A 25,091-nucleotide genomic window follows, 5' to 3' on the forward strand; every position below is an offset into this window, starting at 1 on the left:
GGTGGGGAAGGGCGTGATTTATCCCCCACCAGAGGGCTGGTGTCGCCCATGCCCATCCCGTTTCCCTTCCTTGGCCGTGACCTGGCGGTGGATCTCGGCACCGCCAACACCCTCGTCTACGTCCGAGACCGCGGCATCGTGCTCGACGAGCCGTCCGTCGTGGCGATCAACACCCGCACCGACAAGATCGTCGCCGTCGGCGGCGACGCCAAGCAGATGATCGGCCGAACCCCCGGCTACATCGTCGCCATCCGCCCGCTCAGAGACGGTGTGATCACCGACCTGGAGGTCGCCGAGCGCATGCTGCGCTCCTTCATTCAGAAGGTCCACCGCCGCCGCTACATCGTCCGCCCCCGCGTCGTGGTCGCCGTGCCCAGCGGCACCACCGGCGTCGAGCAACGCGCCGTCAAAGAGGCCTGTTACGAGGCCGGCGCCCGCCAGGTCTACCTCATCGAGGAGCCGATGGCCGCCGCGATAGGCGCCGGCCTGCCCGTGCACGAGCCGGCCGGCAGCATGGTCGTCGACGTGGGCGGCGGCACCACCGAGGTGGCCGTGATCTCGCTCGGCGGCATCGTCAGCTCCACCTCCATCCGGGTCGGCGGCGACGAGCTCGACCAGGCGATCATCGCCCACACCAAGAAGGAACACGGCCTCATGCTCGGCGAGCGCACCGCCGAGCAGCTCAAGATGAACATCGGCTCCGCCTACCCCGACGGGGATGAGCCGACGGCCGAGATCCGCGGCCGCGACCTGGTCAGCGGCCTGCCCAAGACCGTCCCGGTGAGCGCGGCGGAGATCCGCGCCGCGCTGGCCGAGCCGGTCAACGCCATCGTCGAAGCGGTCCAGGCCACGCTGGACGAGTGCCCGCCCGAGCTGTCGGGCGACCTGATGGACAGCGGCATCGCCCTCACCGGCGGCGGGGCGAAGCTGCTCGGACTCGACCGGCGGCTGTCGGAGGCCACCGGCATGCCGATCAAGCTGGTGGAGAACCCGCTGCAGTCGGTGGTGCTCGGCTCCGGCCGGTGCGTGGAGGAGTTCGGCCGCCTGAAGGACGTCTTCGTACCGGAGACCCGTCGCTGATCTGGAAGGAGGCGACCTGCGGATGCGCTCGGGGGCCGCCGGGGAGGAAGACGGATGAGACGGGGCCGGGGCGCGCTCGGCAGGAAACCGGGCCGGGGCCGGCTGGTGGTGGGCGTCCTCGTGCTGGCCGCGGCACTGCTCATCGCCGCCGACCGGGAAGCCGCGCTGCAACCGCTGCTCACCGCGGGCGCCGCGGTGGCGGGACCGGTCGAGAGGGCGGTCTCCGGCCTGGCCGCCGGCGGCTCCGACAGCCGCCGGATCCGGGCGCTGGAGCAGGAGAACGCCCGCCTGCGGGCCGAACTCTGGACCCGCCCCCACCGTCCCGACCCCGCCACGCCGGGACCGCGCTCCGTCGCGGCCCAGGTCATCGCGTACGGCGGGCGGCAAGGCCTGTCCGCCACCGTCACGATCGACGCCGGCACCACCTCCGGCGTCCGACCCGACCTGACCGTGCTCAACGGCGACGGCCTGGTGGGCAGGGTCGTCGCCGCCGGTCCTGGCACCGCCACCGTCCTGCTGGCCAGTGACGCCACCTCGGTCGTCGGCGCCCGCCTCCAGGGCGAGAAGCCGGGAGAGGTCGGCACCGTCACCGGCGGCGGCAAGCCCGGCGGCCTGCTGCGCCTGAGCCTGCTCGACGCCGAGGCCCCGGTCTCGGCGGGCCAGAAGGTGGTGACGTTCGGCTCGCGGCGGATGGTGCCCTTCGCCCCCGGAGTCCCGATCGGCACCATCGTCAGCGTCTCGCCTGCCACCGATCCCCTCACCCGTACCGCCCTGGTCCGTCCGGCGGCCCGCCTCACCGCCCTCGACGCGGTCGCCGTCGTGATCCCGCCGGGGAGCGCCCCGTGATGCCCGCGCGGGCCTGGGCGGCGCTCGCGCTCGCGCCGCTGATCCAGGTGGTGCTGGTCAACCGGCTGTCGCTGCCCGGCGGCGTCACCCCCGACCTGACCCTGCTGGCGGTGCTGGCCGTCGCCCGCCTGCGGGGGCCGGTCGCGGGCGCGGTGGCCGGGTTCGCGGCAGGCGCCGTGCTGGACCTGATCCCGCCGGCCGTCCACCCGGTGGGGCGCGACGCGCTGGCCCTGTGCCTGGCCGGGTACGTCGCCGGCCACCTGCTCAGGCTGCCGGCCGTCGCCGCCTTCCCGCTGGGCGTGCTGGCCGGGCTGCTGTTCACCGCGGGCGTCCACGCGGCGCTCGGCGACCCGCGCGCCGGGGGCCCGGCGCTCGTCCACGTCCTCCCCCTGGCCGCCGCGTACACGGTGGCCGCGAGCCCCCTGGTCTGGTTCCCGATGCGGTGGAAGGCGCCCGATGCGTTCCCGGCTGCTGGTCCTGCACGTGCTGATCGCCTCCTTGCTGCTCATCCTGCTCATCCGGCTGTGGGACGTGCAGGTGCGCCACGGCGACGACTACGCCAGGGCCGCGGCGGAAGATCACGTCAGGCAGGTGGTCGTGCCACAGGTCAGGGGCGGGATTCTCGATGATCGCGGCCGCCCGCTGGTGCGCAACCGCACCCGGCTGGCGGTCACGGTCGACCACGTGGCGCTGACCCGCCGCCGCGACGGCGGGCGCGCGGTGCTCGACCGGCTGGCCGCCGTGCTCGGCGTCCCGGCCGCGCGCCTGGCCGAGCGGGTCCGCCTGTGTACGGCCGGCGTCCGCCCCCCGTGCTGGCCCGGCTCGCCGTACCAGCCGATCCCCGTGGCGCGGGAGGTGAGCACGCGGGCGGCGCTGCAGATCGCCGAGCGGCCCGAGCTGTTCCCCGGCGTGAGCGCCGACCCCGTGCCGGTGCGCGAGCATCCGCGCGGCGAGCTCGCGGCGCACACGCTCGGCTACGTCGCGCCGTCGGGCGGCGGCGACCCGGCCAGCGGCATCGGCCTGTCCGGCCAGGAGGGTCTCGAGGCCCGCTACGACGCCGACCTGAGCGGACGGCCGGGCCGGCGCGAGGTGGTCGTGGACACCACCGGCCAGGTCGTCAGGACGCTCACCGAGACGCCGCCGGTGGCCGGGCACGACCTGGTGACCAGCATCGACGCCGAGGTGCAGGAGGTGGCCGAGCGGGCGCTGCGCCGGGCGGTGGAAGGGGCGCGCGGGCGGCGGCTGCCCGCGGACGCCGGTGCGGCGGTGGTCATGGACGTGCGGACGGGACGGGTGGTGGCGCTGGCCGCCCACCCGGGCTACGACCCTGACGTGTGGTCGGGCGGCATCTCCGGCCGCGCCTACCGTGAGCTGCGCGGCAGGCTGCAGCCCAAGGCGATCCAGGGCCAGTGGGCGCCCGGCTCCACCTGGAAGATCACCTCGGCCGCCGCGGCGGTGAAGGCCGGCTACGCGCTCGACGGGATCTATGGCTGCCCGGGGTCGTTCCGGGTGGGCGCCAGGTCGTTCAGGAACTTCCGCGGGATCCCGCTCGGCAGCATGCCGCTGAGCCGGGCGCTGACCGCCTCGTGCGACACGATCTTCTACCGGTTCGCCTACGAGATGTGGCTCAAGGACGGCGGTACGAAGCCGGTCAAACGGCCCAAGGATCCGATGCAGAAGATGGCCGCGGCCTTCGGGTTCGGCAAGCGCACCGGGATCGACCTGCCCGGCGAGGCGGCCGGGCGGCTGCCGACGCGGGCGTGGAAGCGCGCGTTCTGGGCGCAGACCAGGAAGCAGTCGTGCAAGGAGGCCAAGCGGGCCAGGTCCGCCTACGTCCGGGCGATCGCGAAGGAGAGCTGCCGCGACGGCCATCGGTGGTGGGCGGGCGACGCGGCCAACTTCTCCATCGGGCAGGGTGACGTGCTGGTGACGCCGTTGCAGCTGGCCAGGGCGTACGCGGCGCTGGCCAACGGCGGCAAGCTGTTCACGCCGCGCGTGGGCAAGGCGGTCGTGCGGGCCGACGGCAGCGTGGTGCGGCGGATCAAGCCGAAGGTGGCCGGGCGGCTGCCGGTGCCGGGAAAGGTGCTCGCCTACATCCGCGAGGCGCTGGCCGAGGTGCCCAAGAGCGGGACGGCGGCCGGCGCGTTCGCCGGGTTCCCGCTGGACCGGCTGGCCGTGGCCGGCAAGACGGGTACGGCGGAGGCGTACGGCAAGAAGGACACCTCCTGGTTCGCCTCCTTCGCCCCGGCCGGCAAACCGCGCTACGCCGTGGTGGTCGTGGTCTCGCAGGGCGGGACGGGTGCCTCGACGGCGGCGCCGGCCGTACGGGAGATCTGGTCGGGCATGTACGGGCTGGAGGGCGGGAAGGCGGCCCTGCGGTGAGGGCGGGGCGTCCCGACTGGGTGCTGGCCGTGGCGGCGGTGGCGCTGTGCGGGCTGGGCGCGGTGCTGGTGTGGTCGGCCACCGAGCCCCGGTTGCTGGACGCGGGGCAGGATCCGCTCACCTATCTCAAGCGGCAGCTCGTCAACATCGCCGTCGGGGTTACGGTCATGGTCGCGCTTTCCGCGACGAGTCACCGGGTGCTGCGGGCGTACACGCCGTGGGCCTATCTGGGCGCCGTGCTCAGCCTGGCGGCGGTGCTGACACCGCTGGGCCGTACCGTGAACGGGGCGCAGGCGTGGCTGGGTCTCGGGCCCCTGCAGGTGCAGCCGTCGGAGCCGGCGAAGCTGGCGCTCGTGCTGGCGCTGGCCACCGTGCTCGCCGAGCGGGACGACGGCGAGCGGCGGCCGCGCCGGACCCAGGTGGGGCCGGCACTGGCCCTGGCCGCGCCGCCCGCCGCGCTCATCCTGCTGCAGCCCGACATGGGCACGTTCCTGATCCTGGCCGCGGTGGTGCTGGGCGCGCTGTTCGCGGCCGGGGTGGCGCTGCGGTGGCTGCTGGCGCTGAGCGGGTCGGCCGTCGCGGCGGGGGCCGCCGCCTGGTTCCTGGGACTGCTCCAGCCGCACCAGGTGAGCCGCCTCATCGCCTTCGCCGAGCCGGGGGCCGACCCGCTCGGCGCCGGCTACACCGCCAAGGAGGCGCTGGTCACGGTCGGCTCGGGCGGCGCGTTCGGGCGCGGGTTGTTCAACGGCGACCAGACGGCCGGTCGGTTCGTACCCGAGCAGCACACCGACTTCGTCTTCACCGTGGCCGGCGAGGAACTCGGCTTCCTGGGCTCGGCGCTGATCGTGGCCCTGCTGGCGGTGGTGCTGTGGCGCGGGCTGCGGATCGCGGGCCGCACGGGCTCGTTCGGCTGCGTCGCCGCGGCGGCGGTGGTGTGCTGGCTGGCGCTCCAGACGTTCGTGAACATCGGCATGGCGCTCGGGCTGGCCCCCGTGATCGGCGTCCCGCTCCCCTTGGTCTCGTACGGCGGGTCGGCCACCGTGGCCGCCTTGGCCGCGATCGGCGTCCTGCAGTCGATCCACCGGGGTCATCCACCCAAGGGCCACTGACCTGCGGTTTTCCCTGCCGGAACACAACCTGGCCATTCGCGCTCGGCGTTCCATCGACCGAAACGGATGATTGCCTCATTGATGCTGTGGAGTTCCCATCAATGTCATGAGCACCACAAGCCGGGCCATCGCCGACTGGATGCGGCTTCGGGACCTCACCACCGTCTTCGGCGGCCCGGCAGCCGACGGTGCCTTCCCCGGCGACGTCCGCCGCATCCGCGGCCTCCAGGAGGCCGTCGTGGTCGCGATGGCCGACGGGTACGCCTCCGTCACCGGCCGGCCCGCCCTCGTCAACCTCGGGTGCGCGGCCCACGGGGCGGGCGCCGTGCTCGGGGCCGCCGCCAACCGCACCCCGCTCATCGTCACGACCGGGCCGGGGCGGACCGGCGAAGGCGGCGAACCCGTCCGGCCCGCCGTCAAGTGGTCCTGCGCGCCCGCGCCGCGCGACGTGCCCGCCGCGCTGGAGTGGGCCTACCACGTCGCCCTCACCCCGCCGCGTGGCCCCGTGTTCCTGTCACTGCCCGCCGGCCTGGCCGCGACCGAGGCGGACCCGGCGCCCGCGGTCCGCCCCCTGGCCGCCGCGGCCGCCCCTGACCCGATCGCGCTGGCCGTACTGGCCGAGCGGCTCGACCGCGCACGCTCGCCCGTGCTCGTCGTCGGCGCCGACGTGGACGCTTCGGGCGGCTGGGCGGCCGCGGTCGAACTCGCCGAGCGCTGCGCCCTGCCCGTCTGGGAGGCCTCGCAGTCCGGCCGCGTGTCCTTCCCGCAGTCCCATCCGCACTACCGAGGCGCCCTGCTCCCGGACGCCGAGCCGGCCGCCCGCCAGCTCGCCGCCCACGACCTGGTCCTCGCCGCCGGCGTGCCGCCGCCGGAGGGCGTCGCCGCCGTCCTGCTCACCTCCGACCCGTCCTGCGCCGCCTTCGGCGACGTCATCGTGGGCGACGTACGGCAGGCGCTGACCGCCCTGGCCGACCTCACCAAGCTCAGGCAGGAGCCCCTGCCCGGAACGTGGCCGGCGCCCTCCCCCGCGCCGCGCGGCAGCCGTCCGATGAGTCTCGTCACCGCGCTGGCCGCGCTGGCCGAGGGCGCGCCCCCCGACACGATCTGGGTCAGCGAGTCCCCGCCCAGCCGCCCCGTCTTCCACGACCAGATCAGGATCGACCGGCCCGGCTCGTTCCTGTGCGCGGCGGGCGGCGGAGCCGGGCACGGGCTGCCCGCCGCCATCGGCGCCCAGCTCGGCGAACCGTCCCGCCCGGTCGTGGCCGTCGTCGGCGACGGGTCGCTGCAGCACGCCGTCGCCGCCCTGTGGAGCGCCGCCGCGTACCGGGTGCCGCTGACGGTCGTGGTCCTCACCGACGGCGCGCGGGCGATGCTGCGCTGGCTGTCGCGCCTCGACGGCGCCGGCCCCGGCGCCGACCTCTGCGCCATCGCCAAGGGGTACGGCGTCGCCGCCAGCCACGTCGAGTCCGGCGAGGCGCTGGCCGCCGCGCTGCGCGTCGCGACCGCCTCCGACCTGCCCATGCTCGTCGAGGTCCCCGTGAACGGGCCTTAGCGTGGGCGCGCCCAGGCCCGCGTGCACCGCCGCGCACCCTATTGAGCGGCGGGCACGACGGGAGGCCCGGCGGTGTCCCGGTCAACGTGGTTCGTGTCCGAGGCGCGCTTCCATGCCCGCGGGCGCCGCCGGCGCCTCGCCCTCCGTCTTCGGGGAAGGGGGTGATCGCATGAAGACCGGCTCCGGCGTCAGCTGGGTCCGCTAGTCCACGCACCCTCCGGAGGGCCCCCGTACCGTGGTGGCGCCGATCCCCGGGGCGGGAGCCGTACCCTTCCCGCCGCGGCCGGACCCTCCGGAGCCTCAGAGCCCCGACCTGCGATGAAACCCAGTGCGACGCCTGATCGTCTCTCAACCGTTAGAGTCTTGGGAGAAAAGGCATGCCGGGCGGAGGATCGGTCGGTTTGAGACGGCGGGATGACGACGGTGAGAGGGCGGCGAGGGTGGGAAAGCGCGGTCCGCTGACCCCCGACGACCCGTCCGAGATCGGCCCGTATGAGCTGGTCAAGCGCCTCGGCTCGGGCGGTATGGGCACCGTCTACCTGGCCAAGGGCGCCGACGGGTCCAAGGTGGCGCTGAAGGCGATCCGCCGCGACTTCGCCGCCGACCCGGTCTACCGGGCGCGCTTTCACGAAGAGGTGTCCAACGCGCGCAAGGTCGCCTCGTTCTGCACCGCGCGCGTACTCGACCACGGCGAGCACGACGGCCTGCTCTACCTCGTCACCGAGTACATCGACGGTGTCTCCCTGGAGGACCACCTCATCGAGCACGGCGCGCTGGAGCCGTCGGTGCTGCACGCGGCCGCGGTGGGCGTGGCGGCGGCGCTGACCGCCATCCACGCCGTCGGCCTGGTCCACCGGGATCTGAAGCCCGCCAACGTCATGCTCACCCTCGCCGGGCCGCGCGTGATCGACTTCGGATTGGCCCGTTCCACGCACGTCAACTCCCGCCACACCAACGCCGGCATGGTCATGGGCACACCGGGGTGGATCGCGCCCGAGCAGGTCTTCGAGGGGCGTACCAGCCCGGCGGGCGACGTGTTCGCGTGGGGTTCGCTCATCGCGTACGCGGGGCTGGGCGGGCACCCCTTCGGCGAGGGCGACGCCTACGTCATGGCCGCCCGCGCCAGGACCGCCCCGCCCGACCTGCGGGGACTGCCCGCGCCGCTGGACCGGCTGGTGGCGGCGGCCATCCACCCCGACCCGGCGCGGCGGCCGGCGTCGCGGCAGTTGCTGCTGGAGCTCGTGGGCGCGGCCGACGAGCCCGCCGCCCAGCTGGCCGCCACCCGCCACCTGACCAGCATGTGGGACCCGGCGGTGGCCCAGAACCCCCCGGGCCGCCCGGCCCCCTTCACCCCGCCCCCGGCCCCCCACCCCGGCTCCGCGGCCCAGCCCCCACGCCCCGGCACCCCGAGCCAGCCTCCGCACCCCGGCCCTCCCCCACAGCCGGGTCCCCCGATCACCGGCGCCCCCAGCCCCGCGGGCCCCGGCCGCGCCGCCCCCGGTTCCGGCGGGCCCGGTCCGGCCTCCGGCGGGCCGGGCCACGGGGTTCCGAGCCCCGGTCGGCACGGCTCCGAGGCGCCCGGCCACGGCGCTCCCGGGCACGGCGTACCCGGTCCGGGTGGGCCCGGCAGGCAGGTTCCCGGGCACTCGACCACGGGTCAGGGGCCGTTGCCTGGACCGGCGGGTCCCGGGCCGCGCCCCGCTCCGCACGACCCGCGTCCCGGGCATGACCCGCGCACCGGGCCGCCTGTGCGTGATCCCCGGCGCTCCGGGCCCGGGGTGACCGGGCCGGTGCCGCTCGCCCAGCACTCCACGACCGGGCAAGGGCCGCTGCCCCGGCCGTCCGCCACCGGTCAGGGACCGCTGCCGCCGCGTGGTTTCGGCGTGCCTCAGCGATCGGCGCGGCGCGGGTTGTCGGGCTGCCTCATCGCCGCGGTGATCGTGCTGGTGGTGATCGTGCTGTTCATCTCGCTGATGGCATGGATGTTCCGCGGCCCGTCGGCGGCGGGTGAGGGCGCGCCGGTCCAGGACGGCAAGCTGAAGTTCACCGTGACCGCCACCAAGTGCCCCAAACCCGCCAAGACCGCTGAGCGCCGTCAGTGCCGCCTGTCCGTACGGGTGTCCAACATCGGCCAGGAGGCCAGGGTGCTCTACCCGGGCCAGCAGAAGCTGATCGACCAGGACGACGTCCTCCACGGCGCCGCCAGGCTCCTGGACAAGGCGGGCAAGGAGATCACCCCCATCCGCATCGAACCCGGCCAGTCGTTCACCGGAGCCCTGGAGTTCGACCTGCCCAAGACCGCCAGCGCGGAGAGCGTCCAACTGCACGACTCCGGCCTGAGCCGCGGCATACGCGTCGAACTCGGCTAGCTCACCACCAGTCGCACCGCCTGAACGGCACGTACGCCGCCGGCGGATACCCGGACCGCCACCGCGGCTCCGGCATCGGGTCGAACCCCCTCCCGTAGACCGTCGAAGACCTTCCCCGCAGGGTCAGCGGGCGGCTCCGGAGCTCCAGGCCCAGGCGGCGATCCCGACCCGGTTGGCGGCGCCGACCTTGCGCTGGATGTTGGCCAGGTGGGTCTTGACGGTGCCCGGGCTGATGAACAGCCGGGTGGCGATGTCGGCGTTGGTCCTGCCGTGCGCCACCAGAACGGCGATCTCGCGTTCGCGGTCGGTGAGCGGGTCGGGCGGCGGCGCCTGGCCGGGTTCGGCGCGCAGGTGGCGCAGCAGCCGCACGGTGACCTGCGGGCTGATCAGCGTGTCTCCCGCCATCGCCGCCCGGACGGCCTCGATGAGCAGGGTCGGGCCGGAACGCTTGAGCAGGAAGCCCGCGGCACCGTCGCGCAGGGCGGTGTGGACGTAGTCGTCGAGGTCGAACGTGGTCACCACGATCACCCGCGTCTCCTGCGCGAGCCGCCGGGTGACCTCCAGGCCGTCGAGGCCGGGCATGCGGATGTCGGCCAGGACGACGTCGGGTTTGAGGTGCCTAGCCAGTTCGACCGCCTTGGTGCCGTCGGCCGCCTCGCCCACGACGGTCATGTCGGGCTGGGAGTCGAGGATGAGCCGGAAGCCGATCCTGACGTCGTCCTGGTCGTCGGCTATCACGATCCGTGTGGTCATCTTCCCCGCTTCCGTGGGACGGCGGCGCCGTACCGTGTCATGCCGGGATCTCCGCCGTGAGCAGCCAGCCGCCGGCGTGCGGGCCCGCTTCCAGCGAGCCGCCGGCGGCGGCGAGCAGTTCCGACAGGCCCGCGAGGCCGAAGCCGCCCTTCCTGGACAGGCCGATGCTCCTTCTGCCGTCGGTACGGCCCGCCGCCCCGTCGTCCTGAACCCGGACCTCCAGCCGGAGCCGGCCGGCCCGCACGCTCACCTCCACGGCGCCCGCCCGCGGCGCGTGGCGGCGGACGTTGGTCAGCGCCTCGCTCACCACCCGGTACGCGGTGGCCGACGCCTCACGCGAGACCCCCTCGGCCGCGACGTCGAAGCTCACCCGCACCGACGGCGGGAATCCCTCGGCCAGTTCCTCCACCCGTTCGAGCCCGGGGGTCGGCGCCCGGTCCGGGTCGTTGAGCATGTGGACGGTGCGGTCGAGGGAGGCGAGCGCGCGCCGGCCGCCGTCCTCGATCCGCCGCAGGGCGTCGGCCACCTGCTCGGGCAGCCCGGGTGTGAATCCGGCCGCCTGCGCCTGCACCAGCATGCCGCTGACGTCGTGGGCGACGAAGTCGTGCAGGTCGCGCGCGAGCGCCAGCCGCTGATCCTGTACGGCAGCCGCCACCGCCCGCCCCCGCGCCTGGTCCAGCCAGCGCAGGTAGAGACCTGCCCCGCCCGCGGCGACCGCGGGCAGCGCCCAGGCCGCGCACGCGGTGAGCATCAGCAGGGGCGGACCGTTCCACACCTGCCTGAGCAGCACCAGCGCCACCGCCAGGCCGGGCACGAGGGCGGCGGCCGGGCGGCGGCGCGCGGCCAGGAGCGTCAGCACCAGCAGCGCGGGCACCTCGGCGAACAACCACCAGATCCCGGCCCGCGCACCGCCTCCCGCCATCACGGTGGCAGCGGTGACCAGCAGGGAGACGCCCCCGGCCACCGGGGCCGCGACCTCGGGCGTCAGAGACGCGAAGCCGGTCGCCCGGCGCGGGAGGAGTGCCGTCGCCGCCGCCAGGACGGCGGCGACGGCCGCGAACACGTCCATGGGTTCGAGGGTAGAGGGGCGGCGGAGCGGCGCCATCCGCCGAACGGCGGAGGCGGGGCCGGTGCGCGGGCCGCCGGATCCGGCGAACGGCAGATGTGCGGCGGCCGCTCCCGCCGCGAGGCTTGGGTCATGAACACGACGAAGGTTGCGGCAACCGCCCGCTGGCCCCGCCGGGCGACGTGGGGAGCGGCCGCGTGGTCGCTGGTGTACGGCGGTCTGGGGCTTTTCTGGGCGTACGGCGGAGCCGGCTTCCCCTTCGGCGAAGGCGACGTCCCCGACGCCCGCGCCGAATCCTTCCTGGGCGCGGCCACCGCCGCCGGAACCGCCCCGGTCATCGCCGGACTCGGCCTCGCGGGCGCTCTCCTGGCGGTGGCCATGACGCGCGACTGGAGCGGCCCGGCGCGGCGCTGGAGCGGGGCGGCCAGGATCGCCCTGCTGGTTCCCGCGTGGGCGATGGCGTTCCTGCTGGTGGTGCTGGTGCCGGATGCCCGGATCATGACGGCGGTCGGGTACGCGCCGATCTTCCTGGTGGGTCTGCCGTTCGGCTGGCCGGACGCCGACTACTTCGAGCTGGCCTTCCCCTGGCCGGTGGTGAACATGCTGATCTGCCTGGCCGGCGGCCTGCTGTGGGCGGGGGCGGCGCTGGCGGCCACCCGCCGCGGCGCGGGAGCGTGTCAGAGCTGCGGCCGCGCGGACGCGGCTTCGGCGCGCTCCCGCGCCGCCCGCTGGAGCACGCCCGCGGGCGCGGCGCGCTGGGGCAGGTGGGCCGCGTACACGGCCTTCGCCGTCCCGCTGTTCTACTCGGTCGTGCGCTGGGCGTGGGCGCTGAAGATCCCGCTGCTGTTCTCGGAGGAGGGGATCAGGTGGCTGCACGAGACCGGGATGGCGTGGGCGGGCGCGGGGCTGGCCACGTTCGGCGCGGTGGGCGGCGTGCTGACGCTCGGCCTGGTCCGCCCGTGGGGCGAGATCTGGCCGCGCTGGGTGCCGGTGCTCGCCGGCCGGCTGGTGCCGCGCAAGCTGCCGCTGGGCGCGGCCGCGGCGGTGACGGCGATCCTGGCCTCGGCCGGGGCGGTGGCGATCAGGGTCACCGACTGGACGGACCCGGCCTCGTGGCTGGTGAGCCCGATGGCGTACTGGCCCATCTGGGCCGCGGCGCTCGGCCTGGCCACCCTGGCCTTCTACTACCGCACCCGCCCGGCCTGCGCGCGCTGCGGCCTCGGCGCCCGGTGACGCCCTCCCGGGAAGCGCCCCGTGAAGCCCCCCGGGGAAGCGCCCCGTGAAGCGCCCTGTGAAGCCCTCCCGGGAAGGGGGCTCGCTACGCCCGCGCGAGGAGGGCGGTCTCGGTCAGCGGGGACTCGTGGGTGCCCTCCACCGTGCAGGCGTGGGCGCCGGTCAGCGAACCCAGCCGGACCGCCGTCTCGAGGTCGTGGCCGCGCAGCCGGCCGTACAGGAAGCCGGAGACGAAGGCGTCTCCCGCGCCGTTGGTGTCGACGACGGGGCCCGGCGGCGGGGCGGCGGGGAAGGCGCGCGGGCCGGTGCCGCGCTCCAGGACGAGGCAGCCGTCGGCGCCGAGGGTGCACACGACCGTGTGGGCGCGGCCCTTGCCGAGGATGCGGCGCATCGCGGCCGGCGGGTCGGGCAGGGCGGCGGCCGAGAGGAAGACGAGGTCGGCCTGGTAGGCGAAGTCCTCGTGGTAGGGGTTGACGCCGTCCCAGTCGTGCAGGTCGGTCGAGGTGGGCACGCCGGGCAGGCCGGCGAAGACCTTCCGGCTGAAGTCGGTGATCGACAGGTGGGCGTGGCGGGGGCGCGGGCCGGAGTACAGCGACGGGGGCAGCGTCTCGCCGGGCGTGGCGCGGGGGTCGAACAGCGAGGTGCGGCGGCCGTCGGGGCCGACGAGCAGGACGCTGCGGCGGGTGCCGGCCACGGCGGTGCCGAACGCGCAGTCGACGCCGCCCATCGCGCGGCGCACCAGCGCGCCCTGCGGGTCGTCGCCGATCAGGTCGGCGAACCTGGTGCGCAGGCCGAGCGCCGCGCAGCCGAGCGCCACGCCGGCGCCGGTGTTGCCGATCCGGTCGATCACGGGCGGGACGGTATAGGTGTCGGCGTACGGCAGGGGCAGGCCGGGCACGTAGACGGTGGTGTCGACGCCGGCCCCGCCGATCACGAGGACGTCGTGGGTCACCGGTTCACCAGCGGGCCCGACCCGGTGGAGCCGCGGACGACGAGCTCCGGCTGGAAGATCAGCTCGACGTGCCGGGCGGGCGCGCCGTTCACCTCCTCCAGGAGCGTCTGCACCGCGGCCGAGGCCATCGCGCCGATGGGCTTGCGGACGGTGGTGAGCGGCGGGTCGGTGAACGCGATCAGCGGCGAGTCGTCGAAGCCCACCACGGACACCTCGCCGGGCACCGACAGGCCGCGCTCGCGGCAGGCGCGGATCGAGCCGAGCGCCATGAGGTCGCTGGCGCACACGATGCCGGTGCAGCCGCGTTCGAGGAGCTGGGCGGCGGCGGCCTGACCGCCTTCGACGGAGAACAGCGAGTGGGCGATGAGGCCGTCCACCTCGGTGGCGCCGAGCAGTTGCGCCATCGCCTGCCGGTAGCCGTCGATCTTGCGGATGACCGGAACGAAGCGGCGCGGGCCGAGCGCGAGGCCGATACGCTCGTGCCCGAGGTCCACGAGGTGCTGGACGGCCAGCCGCGCCGCCAGCCGGTCGTCAGGGGAGATGAACGGCGCGTCGATGTGCTCGCTGTAGCCGTCGACCAGCACGATCGGCAGCCCGCGGTCGGTCAGGCGGGTGTAGCGGTCCATGCGCGCGGTGGTGTCGGCGTGCAGGCCGGAGACGAACACGATCCCGTTGACGCCGCGGTCGACGAGCAGCTCGGTGAACTCGTCCTCGGGGGCGCCGCCCGGCATCTGGGTGCACAGCACGGGCGTGTAGCCGTGCTGGGTGAGCGCCTTCTCGATGGCCTGCGCGAACGCGGGGAAGATCGGGTTGTCGAGCTCGGGTGTGACCAGCCCGACCAGGCCGTTGCTGCGCTGGCGCAGGCGGGGCGGGCGCTCGTACCCCATGAGGTCGAGCGCGGTCATGACGGCCTGGCGGGTGGCCGCGGAGACGCCGGGCTTGCCGTTGAGCACCCTGCTCACGGTGGCCTCGCTCACCCCCGCCTGGGCTGCGATGTCGGCGAGGCGGGCGTGTCCGTTCATGGGCGCTACTTTACTTTCCACCACACGGCGGAATCGGGAGCGCCGGGCGTGGCGGCCGACGACAGCACGGGCTCGCCCTCCAGGGCGAAGCCGACGGGTTCCGCGGTGAGGTTGACGGCGCAGACGAGGTCGCCGCGGGCGAACATCAGCGTGCCTTCCGGCGAATCGAGCCAGCGCAGCTCACCGGTGATCTCGCGGCGCAGCCGCAGCGCGTCGCGGTAGAGCTCCAGGGTGGAGCCGGGCACGCCTTCCTGCGCCTCGACGCTGAGCTGGGACCAGCTCGCCGGGATCGGCAGCCACGGCAGTTCCCAGCCGAGCTCGCGGGTCCAGGGCAGCGGTACGCGGCAGCCGTCGCGCCCGCTTTCGGGGTCGCGCAGCCGCTGCGGGTCCTGCCGGACCTCCTCCGGCAGGTCGAGCACCTCGGGCAGTCCCAGTTCCTCGCCCTGGTAGACGTAGGCGGAGCCGGGCAGCGCCAGCGTGAGCAGGATCGCGGCGCGGGCGCGGTCGAGGCTGCCGTAGCGGGTGACGTGCCGCTTGACGTCGTGGTTGGACAGCACCCAGGTGGACGGCGCGCCCACGGAGGCGGCGCTGGCCAGGGAGGCGTCGATGGCCTCGCGCAGGCGGGGCGCGTCCCAGGGGGTGCTCAGGTAGTGGAAGTTGAAGGCCTGGTGGAGCTCGTCGGGGCGGACGTAGCGGGCCAGCCGCTCGGGTGTGGGCGCCCACGCCTCGGCGACGCCGATGCGCTCGCCGGGGTAGGAGTCGAGGATGTGCCGGAAGTGGCGGTGGATGTCGTGGACGCCCTCGTTGTCGAAGTACGGGACGACGTCGGAGCCGATCATCCGGATCTGGTCGCTGTGCCCGATGTCGGGGAGGTCGTGCGGTTTGACCATGCCGTGGGCGACGTCGATGCGGAAGCCGTCCACGCCGAGGTCGAGCCAGAAGCGCAGGATCGAGTCGAACTCGGCGCGCACCTCGGGGTTGTCCCAGTTGAGGTCGGGCTGTTCCTTGTCGAATAGGTGCAGGTACCACTGGCCGTCCTCGACCTGCGTCCAGGCCGGGCCGCCGAAGATGGACTCCCAGTCGTTGGGCCGGTCGCGGAAGATGTAGCGCTCGCGATGCCGACCGAGCAGCGCCTCCCGGAACCACGGATGGGCCGAGGAGGTGTGGTTCGGCACGATGTCCACGATGACCCGCAGCCCGAAACCGTGCGCCTCGTCGATGAGCGCCTTGGCGTCGGCCAGCGTGCCGAACAGCGGGTCGACGTCGCGGTAATCGGCCACGTCGTAGCCGAAGTCGGCCATGGGCGAGGTGAAGAAGGGGGTGAGCCAGACGGCGTCGACACCCAGGCCCTTCAGGTACGGCAGGCGGTCGCGCACACCGATCAGGTCGCCGACGCCGTCGCCGTTCCCGTCGGCGAAGCTGCGGACGTACACCTGGTAAATGACGGCGTCGCGCCACCAGTCGGTCATCAAGAACCCCCAATAGTCCCGTACATGAAATCTCTTGCCGCAAGTTTACGCAAGCATTTCCATGCACCACTAACCCCTGATATTTCGCCACACTTACCCCTAAAGTGGGATAAAACCCCCTATGTGACGTGGCTCACGACCGAAAGCTTGGCTGAGGCACAAGACAGAAGTCAGGCGGAGTGTCAACCCCTCCACGCCCGATCCATAGAGATTTTTTATGGCAAGGGTGGACATCAGGCTGTAACCGCGATGTACTACCTCATCAATCACAGCGGAACCTGGCTGCAAGGTGCTGCCCATGAGCTCGGTCGTTCTCGACAAAGTGACCAAGGTGTACCCGGGTGACCACCTGGCGGTCGATCGCATGAGCTTGAAGGCGGAGGACGGCGAGTTCCTGGTCCTGCTGGGCCCCTCCGGCTGCGGGAAGTCCACCCTGCTGCGCATGATCGCCGGGCTGGAGGAGATCACCGAGGGCGACCTGTGGCTCGACGGCAAGCTCGCCAACCACCTGGCCCCCCGCGACCGCGACGTGGCCATGGTCTTCCAGAGCGGCGCCCTGTACCCCCACCGCTCGGTGCGCGGCAACATCGCCTTCCCGCTGGAGATCGCCAAGGCCGACCCCGCGCTGGTCAAGGAACGCGTGCTGGAGCTGTCCAAGGCGCTGCACATCGACGAGACGCTCGACCGCCGCCCCGGCACCCTGTCCGGCGGCCAGCGCCAGCGCGTCGCCATGGGCCGCGCCATCGTCCGCCAGCCCAAGATCTTCCTGATGGACGAGCCGCTGTCCAACCTCGACGCCGGCATGCGCACCGAACTGCGCATGGAGATCTCCGCCCTGGTCAGGTCGCTCGGCGTCACCACGATCTACGTCACCCACGACCAGGTCGAGGCGCTCACGCTGGCCGACCGGATCGCCATCATGAACCGCGGCGTTCTGCAGGACGTCGGGACCCCGGCGCAGATCTACAACGACCCGGCGACCGCGTTCGTCGCGGCCTTCCTCAACTCCCAGCAGCTCAACCTGCTGGCCGCGACGGTGCGCACCCCGCAGAACCAGTACGTGATGCTGGACTTCGGCCCGCACCGGCTGACGATCCCGTGGAGCGACCCCCGGGCGTACGCGATCTCGCAGTACACGGGCAGCCAGGTGCTGGTCGGCATGCGGCCCGACGGGCTGGCGCCGGTGCCGGAGACCTATGACGGACCGGCGTTCTTCGGCCGGGTCAGGGCGCTGGAATATCACGGGCACGAGTGGCTGGCCTACGTGGAGTGCGGGGCGCCGGGCGTGGCCGTACCCGAGCCGCCGGACCCCCGCCGGCGCGTCAACGGCCACGCCCGGGAGTCGGCGGGGCTGGGCACGCTGCTGCGGCGGCTGTTCGCCTCGCGCGTGGTGATGGAGGAACAGGAGCAGGAGCAGGCGGAGGAGAGCGGCCACCACCGCAGGACCGACCTGATCGTCCGGCTGGGCGTGCGCCCGGCCTGGCGGGTCAACGACGCCGCCAAGGTGGCCGTGGACGTCTCCCGCCTGATGGTCTTCACGCAGGAGGGCGCCCGCATCGACGCCCCCCGCCGCGCCACCTGACGGTCTACGGCGTGGCGTTGCGGTCGATGGCGAGGTAGGTGCCGCGCAGGCGGGCCAGGTGGGCGTGCTGCGCCTCGCGGGCGCCGGGCTCGTCGCCCGCCTCCACCCGGGCGAGGATCTCGCGGTGGTCGCGGTCGACGTCGTGCCAGAAGCGGCCGGGGGCGCGTGAGCGCAGGAAGCGCTCGTCCAGGACCTGGAAGACGGGCCTGGCCACCACCTCCAGCAGCGGGTTGCCGCAGGCGCCGAGCAGCAGCGCGTGGAAGCGCTTGTTCGGCTCGTACATCTCCTCCGGCGAGGCCGCTCCGGGGTCGAAGAGCGTGGCCCGCAGCGCCGCCAGGTCCTCGGGGGTACGGCGCAGCGCCGCGAACCCGGCCGCCGGCACCTCCAGCAGATCCCGGATCTCCAGGAACTGGTCCACGGTGAGCTGGGTGTCGCCGGCCAGCAGGTTGAGGCTGGTGGCGAGGTAGTCGCTGATCTGCTCGGGCCGCGGCGTCACCACGAAGCTGCCCCCGGCCACGCCCCTGACGGTGGCGATGAGGTTCTGGCTGGCCAGAAGGCGCAGTGCCTCGCGCACGGTGCTCCGGCTCACGCCGTAGGTGGCCGACAGCTCGGGCTCCACCGGCAGCCGGTCACCGGGGCGGAAACGGCCGGCCACGATGAGCTCCCGCAGTTCGGCGGCGAGCGCCTGGTAGGCGGGCGGCTTCTTGGTCACACCGTCAGACCCTACTCGGCGGCTCCCGGCCGCGGCGCCTGAGGGATTCGGCCCCGCCCGGCCCTGCCGGACGGGGCCGGCGAGGTGCCGGGGTGGTGGGTTCGGCCTCCCCCACGGTGAGGCCGATCCTGCCGTTCCGAACCCCGCCGTACGAGGGGCCCCGTTCCACTTCTGGGAACAGCGTTCCAATCTGAGGCGGCTGTGTCAATGGCAAGAACCGGAGCGGCCTTGCCGTACCGGAGAAAACCAGAGTTCAGGCGCGGTGACCGAGTCGTGCGGAAAGTCGGTCGGTGGCCTCCAGAAGGGCCGCGGCGCACGCGTCGGCCTCGCCGACGAAGCGTTCGGCGGGCCCGCAGACGCTGATCACCGCGGCCGGCAGGCTGTGGTGGTCGAGGATGGGCGCGGCCACCGAGGCGGCGCCGCGCTGCCGTTCGGAGATCGACATGGCGTAGCCGCGGCGGCGGATCAGCGCCAGCTCGGTGCGCAGCCGCTCCGGGTCGGTGACGGTGGCGGGGGTCAGCGGGTCGAGCGGCGCCGACAGGTAGGAGTCGATCTCCACCTCGGGCAGGAAGGCGAGGAAAGCCTTGGACGAACCCCCCGCGTGCAGCGGGTACGGCACGCCGAGCGAGACCGCCATGATGACCTCGCGCGGCGGCTTGACCTGGTCGATGTAGACGCGGCTGAGGCCGGTCCTGATCGACAGCGTCGCGGTCTCGGTCGTGCGGGCGCTCAGCCCGGCCAGCTCGGGCGCGGCCAGGCGGCGGATGTCGATGCGGTCCAGATAGGCCAGCCCCAGCCGCATCGCGGTCAGCCCGAGCGAGTAGCGGCGGCTGTCCTCGTCGAGTTCGACCAGGCCGCGGCTGCGCAGGGAGGCCAGCACCCGGTGGACCGCCGCCTTGGACATGCCGAGGCTGTCGGCGAGCTCGGTCACCCCGAGCGTGCTGGTGCCCGCCTCGGCGAAGCGGACGAGTACGTCGGCCGCCCGCTCGACGGTCGCGACGGTCTGGCTGGACATGCTGGAGCCTTTCACCTGCGATGCAACCCCACCGGTACGGGTGGGTCAGTCATGATCCTCGTGTCCACGAAGTCCCACCATTCTTCCTGTGACACGCGCTGCGACTCCCAGGAAGAGTCGCTCTTGAGGGTGGCCAGGGCCTTTCTGTAGGCGCCCCAGGCCGCCTCGTCGTCGAAGGCCGCCCAGTTCTCCAGCATGTAGACGTCACCGACGACGCTGTAGAACCAGCGCACCTCCTTCACCATCGGCAGATCGCGGTAGAACCAGCGCTCGCGCTCCTCCAGCCACTCCCAGAAGGCGGCCATGTCCCTGCGGGCGCGTTCGGCGAGCCGCATCCGGTAGACCAGGTAGATCATGGGTACAGTCTGAAACCTAATTCCAATAATTGGAACAACCGGGAGTGAGCCATGTGGCAGGACGGGTTGCGTGTGTACGACTTGGCGCAGCCGATGCGTAGGGGTATGCCCCAATCGCCCAATCATCCCCCATTTCGCATGCTCCTGGAGCGCCGGCACGGAGACGTGGTCCGCGCCGACGGCGGTTCCGCCGCCAACGAGCTGATCGTCACCGGCGGCCACGTCGGCACCCACGTGGACGCCCTGGCCCACGTCTCGCACGACGGCCTCCTGTACGGCGGAGCCGACCCCGCCGACCTCACCACCAACGACGGCTTCAGCTCCCTGGGCATCGACTCCTTCGACCCGTACGTGGGCCGGTGCGTCCTGCTCGACGTGGCCCGCGTCCACGGCGCCGACTTCCTGCCCCCGGGCTACGAGGTGAGCGTCGCCGACCTGGAGGCGGCCGCCGAGGGAGTGGAGATCCGCGCGGGCGACGCCGTGCTGATCGGCACCGGCTGGTCGCGCGTTTGGCACGATCCCGGGCGGTTCACCGGCCAGACGGCGGGCGTACCGGGACCGGGGGTCGAGGCCGGGCGCTGGCTCGCCGAGCGGCGCCCGCGCGTGGTCGGCGGCGAGACGATCGCCTTCGAGCACATCGCGCCGGAACGCGGCCACGCCGCGCTGCCGGTGCACCGGATCATGCTCGTGGAGTCGGGGATCAACATCGTGGAGACGATGCGGCTGCACGAACTGCTCGACGCGGGGGTACACGAGTTCCTCCTGGTACTCAATCCGCTGCCGATCGTGGGCGCCACCGGCGCACCGGTCCGGCCGCTGGCCGTTCTGCCCGGGGAGCGCGCATGACCACACACGTGCAACTGCTGGCCGCCTTCGCCGCGGGCTGCCGCGACGACGGCCTGCCCGGCGAGGTCCGCGCGGACGTCGCCGGCCGGATCCTGGACGTGCTCGGCAACTGCCTGGCCGCCTACGCCGAGCCGGACGCCGACGCCGCGCCCGCGGTCCTGCGCGCGGCCCTGCGGTGGAACGGTACCGGGGAGGCGACGACGATCGGCAGCGGCCACCGCCTGCCCGCCCCGTCGGCCGCCCTGGTCAACGGCACGCTCGCGCACTCCCTCGACTACGACGACACCCATCTGCCCTCGGTGCTGCACCCGAGCGCACCGGTGGTGCCCGCCGCGCTGGCCGCCGCCGAGGCCACGGGCGCCGGCGGGGCGAGTCTCGCGGCGGCGGTCGCCGCCGGGATCGAGGTGTGCAACCGCCTCGGCATGGCCTCCTACCTGCCGGAGGCGGGCAACTCGCTCTTCTTCGACAAGGGCCAGCACGCCACGTCCATCTGCGGCACGCTCGGCGCCGCGGTGGCGGCCGGGATGTTGTACGGGCTGACCGCCGAAGGGCTGGCCGACGCCATGGGCATCGCCGCCAGCATGGGCGCCGGGGTCATCGAGGCCAACAGGACCGGCGGCACCGTCAAGCGGGTGCACTGCGGCTGGGCCGCGCACGCCGGAGTGTCGGCCGCGGTGCTGGCGCTCGAAGGCGTGACCGGGCCACCGACGGTGCTGGAGGGACGGTTCGGCTTCTTCCAGGCCTGGCTGGACGGCCGGTTCGACGCCGGGGCGCTGCTCGACGGGCTGGGCGGGCGGTGGGAACTGCTGCGCACCGTCTACAAGCCGTACCCGACCAACCACTTCACCCATCCCGCGATCGACTGCGCGCTCGCCCTGCGCGGGCGGCTCGGCCCCGAGGCGCTGGCGGAGGCCGAGATCGAGCTGGGGGTGCCCGCGCCGGTCCTGCGCACGATCGCGGAACCGGCCGGGGAGAAGGCGGCGCCCCGCTCCCCCTACCACGCGAAGTTCTCCGGCCCCTACACGGTCGCCACGGCGCTGCTCGGCTCGGGCGGCGGGCTCGGCGTCTGCCTGGACGACTTCGCCGAGCTGCACCCGGCGCGGCTGGCGCTGGCCGCGCGGGTGCGCTGCGTGGCCGACGCGCGGGCGACGGAGATCTTCCCGCGCGCCTTCGCGGCCGTCCTGCGGGTACGGCTGGCCGACGGCACCGAGCTGGAGCACCGCGTCGACTCCTCCCGGGGCGGTCCCGAACATCCGCTGACCGGGGAGGAACTGGCCCGCAAGTTCCGCGACAACGCCCGCCGCGCCCTGCCGGAGGAGCGCATGGAGGCTCTGGTGGCGGCAGCCCGTTCCGGGGCCCCCGCCTCGGCCCTGCTCCCCCTGACCGTGGCCTAGTACATCTAGATCACCACGGCGCGGCCGCCGGGCCCGTCCGGCCAGGTCCAGTAGCGGACCGGGCCGGCGGGCTCGCGCAGGCAGGCGGTCGCGGGCTCGCGCATGACGGCCAGCGGGAAGTCCGCCATCCGCGCCAGCGCCTGCCCGAGCGGCACCCAGGCCGCCTCCAGCACGTCCCCGTCGGGGTCGGCGGGCGCGAGGTCCTGGCCGCGCGGCCGCTCGAAGGCGAAGTACAGGGCGGTCAGCGTCGCGGGAGCCGGGAACTGCACGACCGCCAGCAGGCGCGTGGGCGGGCCCACCTTCAGCCCGGTCTCCTCCGCGACCTCGCGGGCCGCCGCGCGGTCCGACAGCTCGCCCTCCTCGGCCATGCCGCCCGGCAGGCCCCAGATCGGGTGCGGGTCGCCGGCGTTGCGCTGGCGGACCATGAGGATCTCGCCATCCCCGAGCACGACCGCGCTCACGGCCAGAAGTGGTTTCACCCCCGCATTGTCCTTCCTAGAGCTCCGCGTCCGGATAGGCGGCCCGCAGCACGCCGCGGACGAAGGCGGCCGGATCGTCCAGTCCCGCGGCCGCCAGGGTGCCGGAGCCGCCCGAGAGCAGGTGCGGCAGCGCCCCGTGCAGGGCCAGCGTGACCAGCGCGGCGCTCTCGCGGGTGACGGGCAGCCCGGCCGCCCGCTGGGCCCGCTCGAACCCGGTGAAGTCCCCGGCCGCGATCGGGTCGAGGATCTCCGCCAGCCACGGCCTGCGCGCCGCCTCGGCCTGCAGCTCCAGGTAGGCGAGCAGGCGGGCGCGGCCGGGCCCCGCGGCGTCGCGCAGCAGCGCCTCGAACAGGGCGGCCAGCCCGCAGGCGTCGCCGGGCGGCGCGGACGGGACGGCGCCCTGATAGAGCTCCAGGCAGCGTTCGGCGACCGCGCGCAGAAGGGCCTCGCGGGCCGGGAAGTAGTTCTTCGCCGTGCCGCCGGGCACGCCCGCCTCGGCGTCGACCGCGCGGTGCGTCAGACCGCGCCCGCCCTCGCGCGCCAAGACGTGGATGGCCGCGTCGCGCAGAAGGTCGCGCCGGTCCTGGTTCGCCATGCTCCGCCTCTCGCTCGCGCTTTTGCCGATACTACCCCAAACGTGGTACCACAGATGTGGTAGTCGATGCGTGGAGGTGTGACATGGCCGGAAGGGCTGTGGTGGTCGGGGCGGGCGTGGGCGGGCTGGCCACCGCGATCGGGTTGCGGCGCGCGGGCTGGTCGGTGCGGGTGCTGGAGCGGCGGGCCGGGATCGAGAGGTACGGCACCGCCTTCGGCATCCACCCGACCGCCCAGGGCGCGCTGGAGCGGCTCGGCGTCGGGCAGGGGTTCCGGGATCGGGCGGTGCCGTACCGGGACGGGCGTGTCCGCACCCCGGACGGCACGGTGATCGCGAAGCTGCCGCTGGAGCGCATCGAGCGCAGGGCCGGGCGGCCGGAGCTGCTGATCGCGCGGCCGTACCTGCTGGATGTGCTGACCGGGGCGCTGGACGTGCCGATCGAGTTCGGCAGCCAGGTGCGCGACGTGGAGGAGCTCGCGGCCGGCCACGACCTGGTGGTCGGCGCCGACGGCATCCGCAGCGCGGTGCGGGAGGGGCGCTTCGGCGGGCGCAGCGGCCCGCGCCACGTGGGGACGGTGGCGTGGATCGGCATCGCCGGATTCGGCAGCGGCGTCCATGGCGAGACGTGGGGCGCGGGGCGGTTCTTCGGGATGACGCCGGTCGAGCCGGGCCGGACCAACTGGTACGCGACGGTGCCGGAGGCCACCACCGCCGGGGAACTGCGTGAGCTGTTCCGCGACTGGCACGACCCGATCCCCCGCATCCTGCACGAGACGGATCCCTCGGAGTGGATCCGCTACGAGATGCGCCACCTCCACCCCGCCCTGCCCTCCTTCACCAGCGGCGGGAACGTGGCGCTCGTCGGCGACGCGGCACACGCGATGACGCCCAACCTGGGGCAGGGGGCGTGCACGGCGATCCTCGACGCCGAGGCGCTGACCAGGGCGGTCTCCACGCACGCCACGCTGCCGGAGGCGCTGCGGGCCTACGACGCCGAGCGGCGGCGCAGCGCGCAGCGGGTGGCGTTCGGCTCGCGCAGCCTGCACCGGTTCATGACGGTACGGCGCACCGGGCTGCGCGACTCGCTCCTGCGTCTGCTTCCCGTGTGATCACCAGCCGACCTTGCCCTTGCCGCTGATCAGGGCCTTGGCGATCACCAGGCGCTGCACGTCGTTGGTGCCCTCGCCGATGGCCATCAGCGGGGCGTCGCGGTAGAGGCGCTCCACGACGTACTCCTGGCTGTAGCCGTAGCCGCCGTGGATGCGCATCGACTCCAGCGACGCCTTCAGCGCCACCTCCGAGGCGAAGTACTTGGCCATCCCGGCCTCCATGTCCACCCGCTTGCCGCCGTCGGCCTGCGAGGCGGCCCAGTACGTCAGCAGCCGCGCGGCCTGGATCTCCGTGGCCAAATCGGCGAGCTTCAGCTGAACCGCCTGGAACTCGGCGATCGGCTGCCCGAACGCCTCGCGCCCGCGGGAGTAGGAAAGGGCGGCGTCGTAGGCGGCCTGGGCCACCCCGACGGCCCTGGCGGCGATGTTGACCCGGCCGATCTCCAGGCCGGACAGCACCTGCTGCATGCCCCGGCCCTCCTCGCCCCCGAGCAGGGCCGAGACCGGGACGCGGACGTCCTCCAGCGCGACCTCGCAGGTCTCCGTGCCCTTGTAGCCGAGCTTGGGCAGGTCGCGGCTGACGGTGAAACCGGGCGTTCCGGCGTCGACGAGCAGCACCGACATGCCCTTGTGCGCGGGCTCGGTGATCGCGGTCTTCACCAGCACGGGAAGCGGGTCGGCGTGGCGGGCGTTGGTGATCCAGGTCTTGACGCCGTTGACGACGTAGTGCTCGCCGTCTCGCACCGCGCGCGTCCGGATGCCCTGCAGGTCCGTGCCCGCTCCCGGCTCGGTCAGCGCCAGTCCGGTACGGCGGGCGCCGCTCGCCAGATCCGGCAGGTAGTGGCGTTTCTGCTCCTCGGTGCCGTGGCGGGCGATCATCCAGGCCGACAGCGAGTGGGAGCCGATGGTCCCGGCCACGCCCATCCAGCCTCTGGCGATCTCCTCGAAGACCAGGGCGAAGGTCACCATGTCGGCTTCGAGCCCGCCGTACTCCTCGGGGACGGTCAGCCCGAACAGGCCCATCTCCTTCATCTTCGCCACGATCTCGGTGGGATACCTCCCGGAGTGCTCCCACTCGGTGGCCACGGGGACGATCTCCTTCTCGACGAAGGCGCGCAACGTCTCCCTGAAGGCCCTCTGGTCGTCGGTCAGCTCGAAGTCCATGGCGCG

General features: G+C 73.8%; 23 protein-coding genes. 12 read left to right on the forward strand and 11 right to left on the reverse strand.

Annotation, left to right across the window (positions count from 1 at the left end; translation table 11 throughout):
- Nucleotides 1-48 precede the first annotated feature (48 nt).
- The 7 genes from ACIBKY_RS11440 to ACIBKY_RS11470 all read left to right on the forward strand — a co-directional run bounded on the left by ACIBKY_RS11440 (nt 49) and on the right by ACIBKY_RS11470 (nt 9,338).
- On the forward strand, nt 49-1,080 hold the full coding sequence (locus ACIBKY_RS11440) for a rod shape-determining protein (RefSeq protein WP_397096475.1): 1,032 nt from the start codon (nt 49-51) through the stop codon (nt 1,078-1,080).
- Nucleotides 1,081-1,134: 54 nt separating this feature from the next.
- On the forward strand, nt 1,135-1,926 hold the full coding sequence (gene mreC / locus ACIBKY_RS11445) for a rod shape-determining protein MreC (protein ID WP_397096477.1): 792 nt from the start codon (nt 1,135-1,137) through the stop codon (nt 1,924-1,926).
- A complete protein-coding gene (gene mreD / locus ACIBKY_RS11450) occupies nt 1,926-2,555 on the forward strand; it encodes a rod shape-determining protein MreD (protein WP_397096870.1) in 630 nt (209 codons plus the stop codon). Before mreC ends, mreD begins: the two co-directional genes overlap by 1 nt.
- Nucleotides 2,443-4,308, forward strand: coding sequence for a penicillin-binding protein 2 (gene mrdA, locus ACIBKY_RS11455; RefSeq protein ID WP_397096871.1), 1,866 nt, complete (start codon nt 2,443-2,445; stop codon nt 4,306-4,308). The genes mreD and mrdA overlap by 113 nt, the downstream gene beginning before the upstream one ends.
- The gene (rodA, locus tag ACIBKY_RS11460; protein ID WP_397096479.1) at nt 4,305-5,417 is read left to right on the forward strand and encodes a rod shape-determining protein RodA; all 1,113 of its coding nucleotides are present in this window, start codon (nt 4,305-4,307) and stop codon (nt 5,415-5,417) included. Before mrdA ends, rodA begins: the two co-directional genes overlap by 4 nt.
- A 106-nt stretch (nt 5,418-5,523) precedes the next feature.
- Nucleotides 5,524-6,969 carry a thiamine pyrophosphate-dependent enzyme gene (locus ACIBKY_RS11465; RefSeq protein ID WP_397096481.1) on the forward strand — a complete coding sequence of 482 codons (1,446 nt, stop codon included), beginning with the start codon at nt 5,524-5,526 and terminating at the stop codon, nt 6,967-6,969.
- A gap of 440 nt (nt 6,970-7,409) precedes the next feature.
- Entirely contained in the window at nt 7,410-9,338 is a 1,929-nt protein-coding gene (locus tag ACIBKY_RS11470; protein ID WP_397096483.1) for a serine/threonine-protein kinase, read from the forward strand.
- 123 nt (nt 9,339-9,461) lie between these two features.
- Here ACIBKY_RS11470 and ACIBKY_RS11475 read toward each other — a convergent pair whose 3' ends face one another.
- Both ACIBKY_RS11475 and ACIBKY_RS11480 read right to left on the reverse strand, forming a co-directional pair.
- A complete protein-coding gene (locus tag ACIBKY_RS11475) occupies nt 9,462-10,091 on the reverse strand; it encodes a response regulator (protein ID WP_397096485.1) in 630 nt (209 codons plus the stop codon).
- A 37-nt stretch (nt 10,092-10,128) separates the two neighbouring features.
- Nucleotides 10,129-11,160 (reverse strand): sensor histidine kinase, encoded by a 1,032-nt coding sequence (locus tag ACIBKY_RS11480; RefSeq protein WP_397096487.1) that lies wholly within the window; start codon nt 11,158-11,160, stop codon nt 10,129-10,131.
- A gap of 129 nt (nt 11,161-11,289) precedes the next feature.
- On the opposite strand from ACIBKY_RS11480, the gene ACIBKY_RS11485 reads away from it, so the two are divergent.
- On the forward strand, nt 11,290-12,390 hold the full coding sequence (locus tag ACIBKY_RS11485; RefSeq protein WP_397096489.1) for a hypothetical protein: 1,101 nt from the start codon (nt 11,290-11,292) through the stop codon (nt 12,388-12,390).
- An 85-nt stretch (nt 12,391-12,475) separates the two neighbouring features.
- On the opposite strand, the gene ACIBKY_RS11490 is transcribed toward ACIBKY_RS11485, so the two are convergent.
- The 3 genes from ACIBKY_RS11490 to ACIBKY_RS11500 are packed head-to-tail and all read right to left on the reverse strand — an operon-like array spanning nt 12,476 to nt 15,833.
- The gene (locus ACIBKY_RS11490; protein WP_397096491.1) at nt 12,476-13,342 is read right to left on the reverse strand and encodes a carbohydrate kinase family protein; all 867 of its coding nucleotides are present in this window, start codon (nt 13,340-13,342) and stop codon (nt 12,476-12,478) included.
- Nucleotides 13,339-14,364 (reverse strand): LacI family DNA-binding transcriptional regulator, encoded by a 1,026-nt coding sequence (locus tag ACIBKY_RS11495; protein WP_397096493.1) that lies wholly within the window; start codon nt 14,362-14,364, stop codon nt 13,339-13,341. The genes ACIBKY_RS11490 and ACIBKY_RS11495 overlap by 4 nt, the downstream gene beginning before the upstream one ends.
- Nucleotides 14,365-14,369: 5 nt before the next feature.
- A complete protein-coding gene (locus ACIBKY_RS11500; protein ID WP_397096495.1) occupies nt 14,370-15,833 on the reverse strand; it encodes an alpha-amylase family glycosyl hydrolase in 1,464 nt (487 codons plus the stop codon).
- Nucleotides 15,834-16,131: 298 nt separating this feature from the next.
- Here ACIBKY_RS11500 and ACIBKY_RS11505 point away from each other — a divergent pair, with 298 nt between their 5' ends.
- Nucleotides 16,132-17,415 carry an ABC transporter ATP-binding protein gene (locus ACIBKY_RS11505; protein WP_397096497.1) on the forward strand — a complete coding sequence of 428 codons (1,284 nt, stop codon included), beginning with the start codon at nt 16,132-16,134 and terminating at the stop codon, nt 17,413-17,415.
- Between the two features lie 4 nt (nt 17,416-17,419).
- Here ACIBKY_RS11505 and ACIBKY_RS11510 read toward each other — a convergent pair whose 3' ends face one another.
- From ACIBKY_RS11510 to ACIBKY_RS11520, 3 genes are all read right to left on the reverse strand, one after another.
- Nucleotides 17,420-18,127, reverse strand: a complete 708-nt coding sequence (locus tag ACIBKY_RS11510; RefSeq protein WP_397096499.1) for a FadR/GntR family transcriptional regulator — start codon at nt 18,125-18,127, stop codon at nt 17,420-17,422.
- Nucleotides 18,128-18,380: 253 nt separating this feature from the next.
- Entirely contained in the window at nt 18,381-19,142 is a 762-nt protein-coding gene (locus tag ACIBKY_RS11515) for an IclR family transcriptional regulator (protein WP_379626546.1), read from the reverse strand.
- Between the two features lie 11 nt (nt 19,143-19,153).
- Entirely contained in the window at nt 19,154-19,498 is a 345-nt protein-coding gene (locus ACIBKY_RS11520; protein ID WP_379626548.1) for a hypothetical protein, read from the reverse strand.
- Nucleotides 19,499-19,549: 51 nt separating this feature from the next.
- Between ACIBKY_RS11520 and ACIBKY_RS11525 the strand changes: the two genes are divergently transcribed.
- Together ACIBKY_RS11525 and ACIBKY_RS11530 are read left to right on the forward strand one after the other, a co-directional pair.
- Entirely contained in the window at nt 19,550-20,344 is a 795-nt protein-coding gene (locus tag ACIBKY_RS11525; RefSeq protein ID WP_397096502.1) for a cyclase family protein, read from the forward strand.
- On the forward strand, nt 20,341-21,738 hold the full coding sequence (locus ACIBKY_RS11530) for an MmgE/PrpD family protein (RefSeq protein WP_397096503.1): 1,398 nt from the start codon (nt 20,341-20,343) through the stop codon (nt 21,736-21,738). Before ACIBKY_RS11525 ends, ACIBKY_RS11530 begins: the two co-directional genes overlap by 4 nt.
- 5 nt (nt 21,739-21,743) lie before the next feature.
- Here the strand turns inward: ACIBKY_RS11530 and ACIBKY_RS11535 are convergent, their stop codons facing one another.
- Together ACIBKY_RS11535 and ACIBKY_RS11540 are read right to left on the reverse strand one after the other, a co-directional pair.
- A complete protein-coding gene (locus ACIBKY_RS11535) occupies nt 21,744-22,217 on the reverse strand; it encodes an NUDIX hydrolase (protein ID WP_397096505.1) in 474 nt (157 codons plus the stop codon).
- Nucleotides 22,218-22,233: 16 nt separating this feature from the next.
- Entirely contained in the window at nt 22,234-22,812 is a 579-nt protein-coding gene (locus tag ACIBKY_RS11540) for a TetR/AcrR family transcriptional regulator (RefSeq protein WP_397096507.1), read from the reverse strand.
- An 83-nt stretch (nt 22,813-22,895) separates the two neighbouring features.
- Here ACIBKY_RS11540 and ACIBKY_RS11545 point away from each other — a divergent pair, with 83 nt between their 5' ends.
- Nucleotides 22,896-23,921 (forward strand): FAD-dependent oxidoreductase, encoded by a 1,026-nt coding sequence (locus tag ACIBKY_RS11545; protein WP_397096509.1) that lies wholly within the window; start codon nt 22,896-22,898, stop codon nt 23,919-23,921.
- Here ACIBKY_RS11545 and ACIBKY_RS11550 read toward each other — a convergent pair whose 3' ends face one another.
- On the reverse strand, nt 23,922-25,085 hold the full coding sequence (locus ACIBKY_RS11550; protein ID WP_397096510.1) for an acyl-CoA dehydrogenase family protein: 1,164 nt from the start codon (nt 25,083-25,085) through the stop codon (nt 23,922-23,924).
- Nucleotides 25,086-25,091 lie beyond the last annotated feature (6 nt).

The organism is Nonomuraea sp. NPDC050394, from assembly GCF_044459065.1.
Lineage (GTDB): Bacteria > Actinomycetota > Actinomycetes > Streptosporangiales > Streptosporangiaceae > Nonomuraea.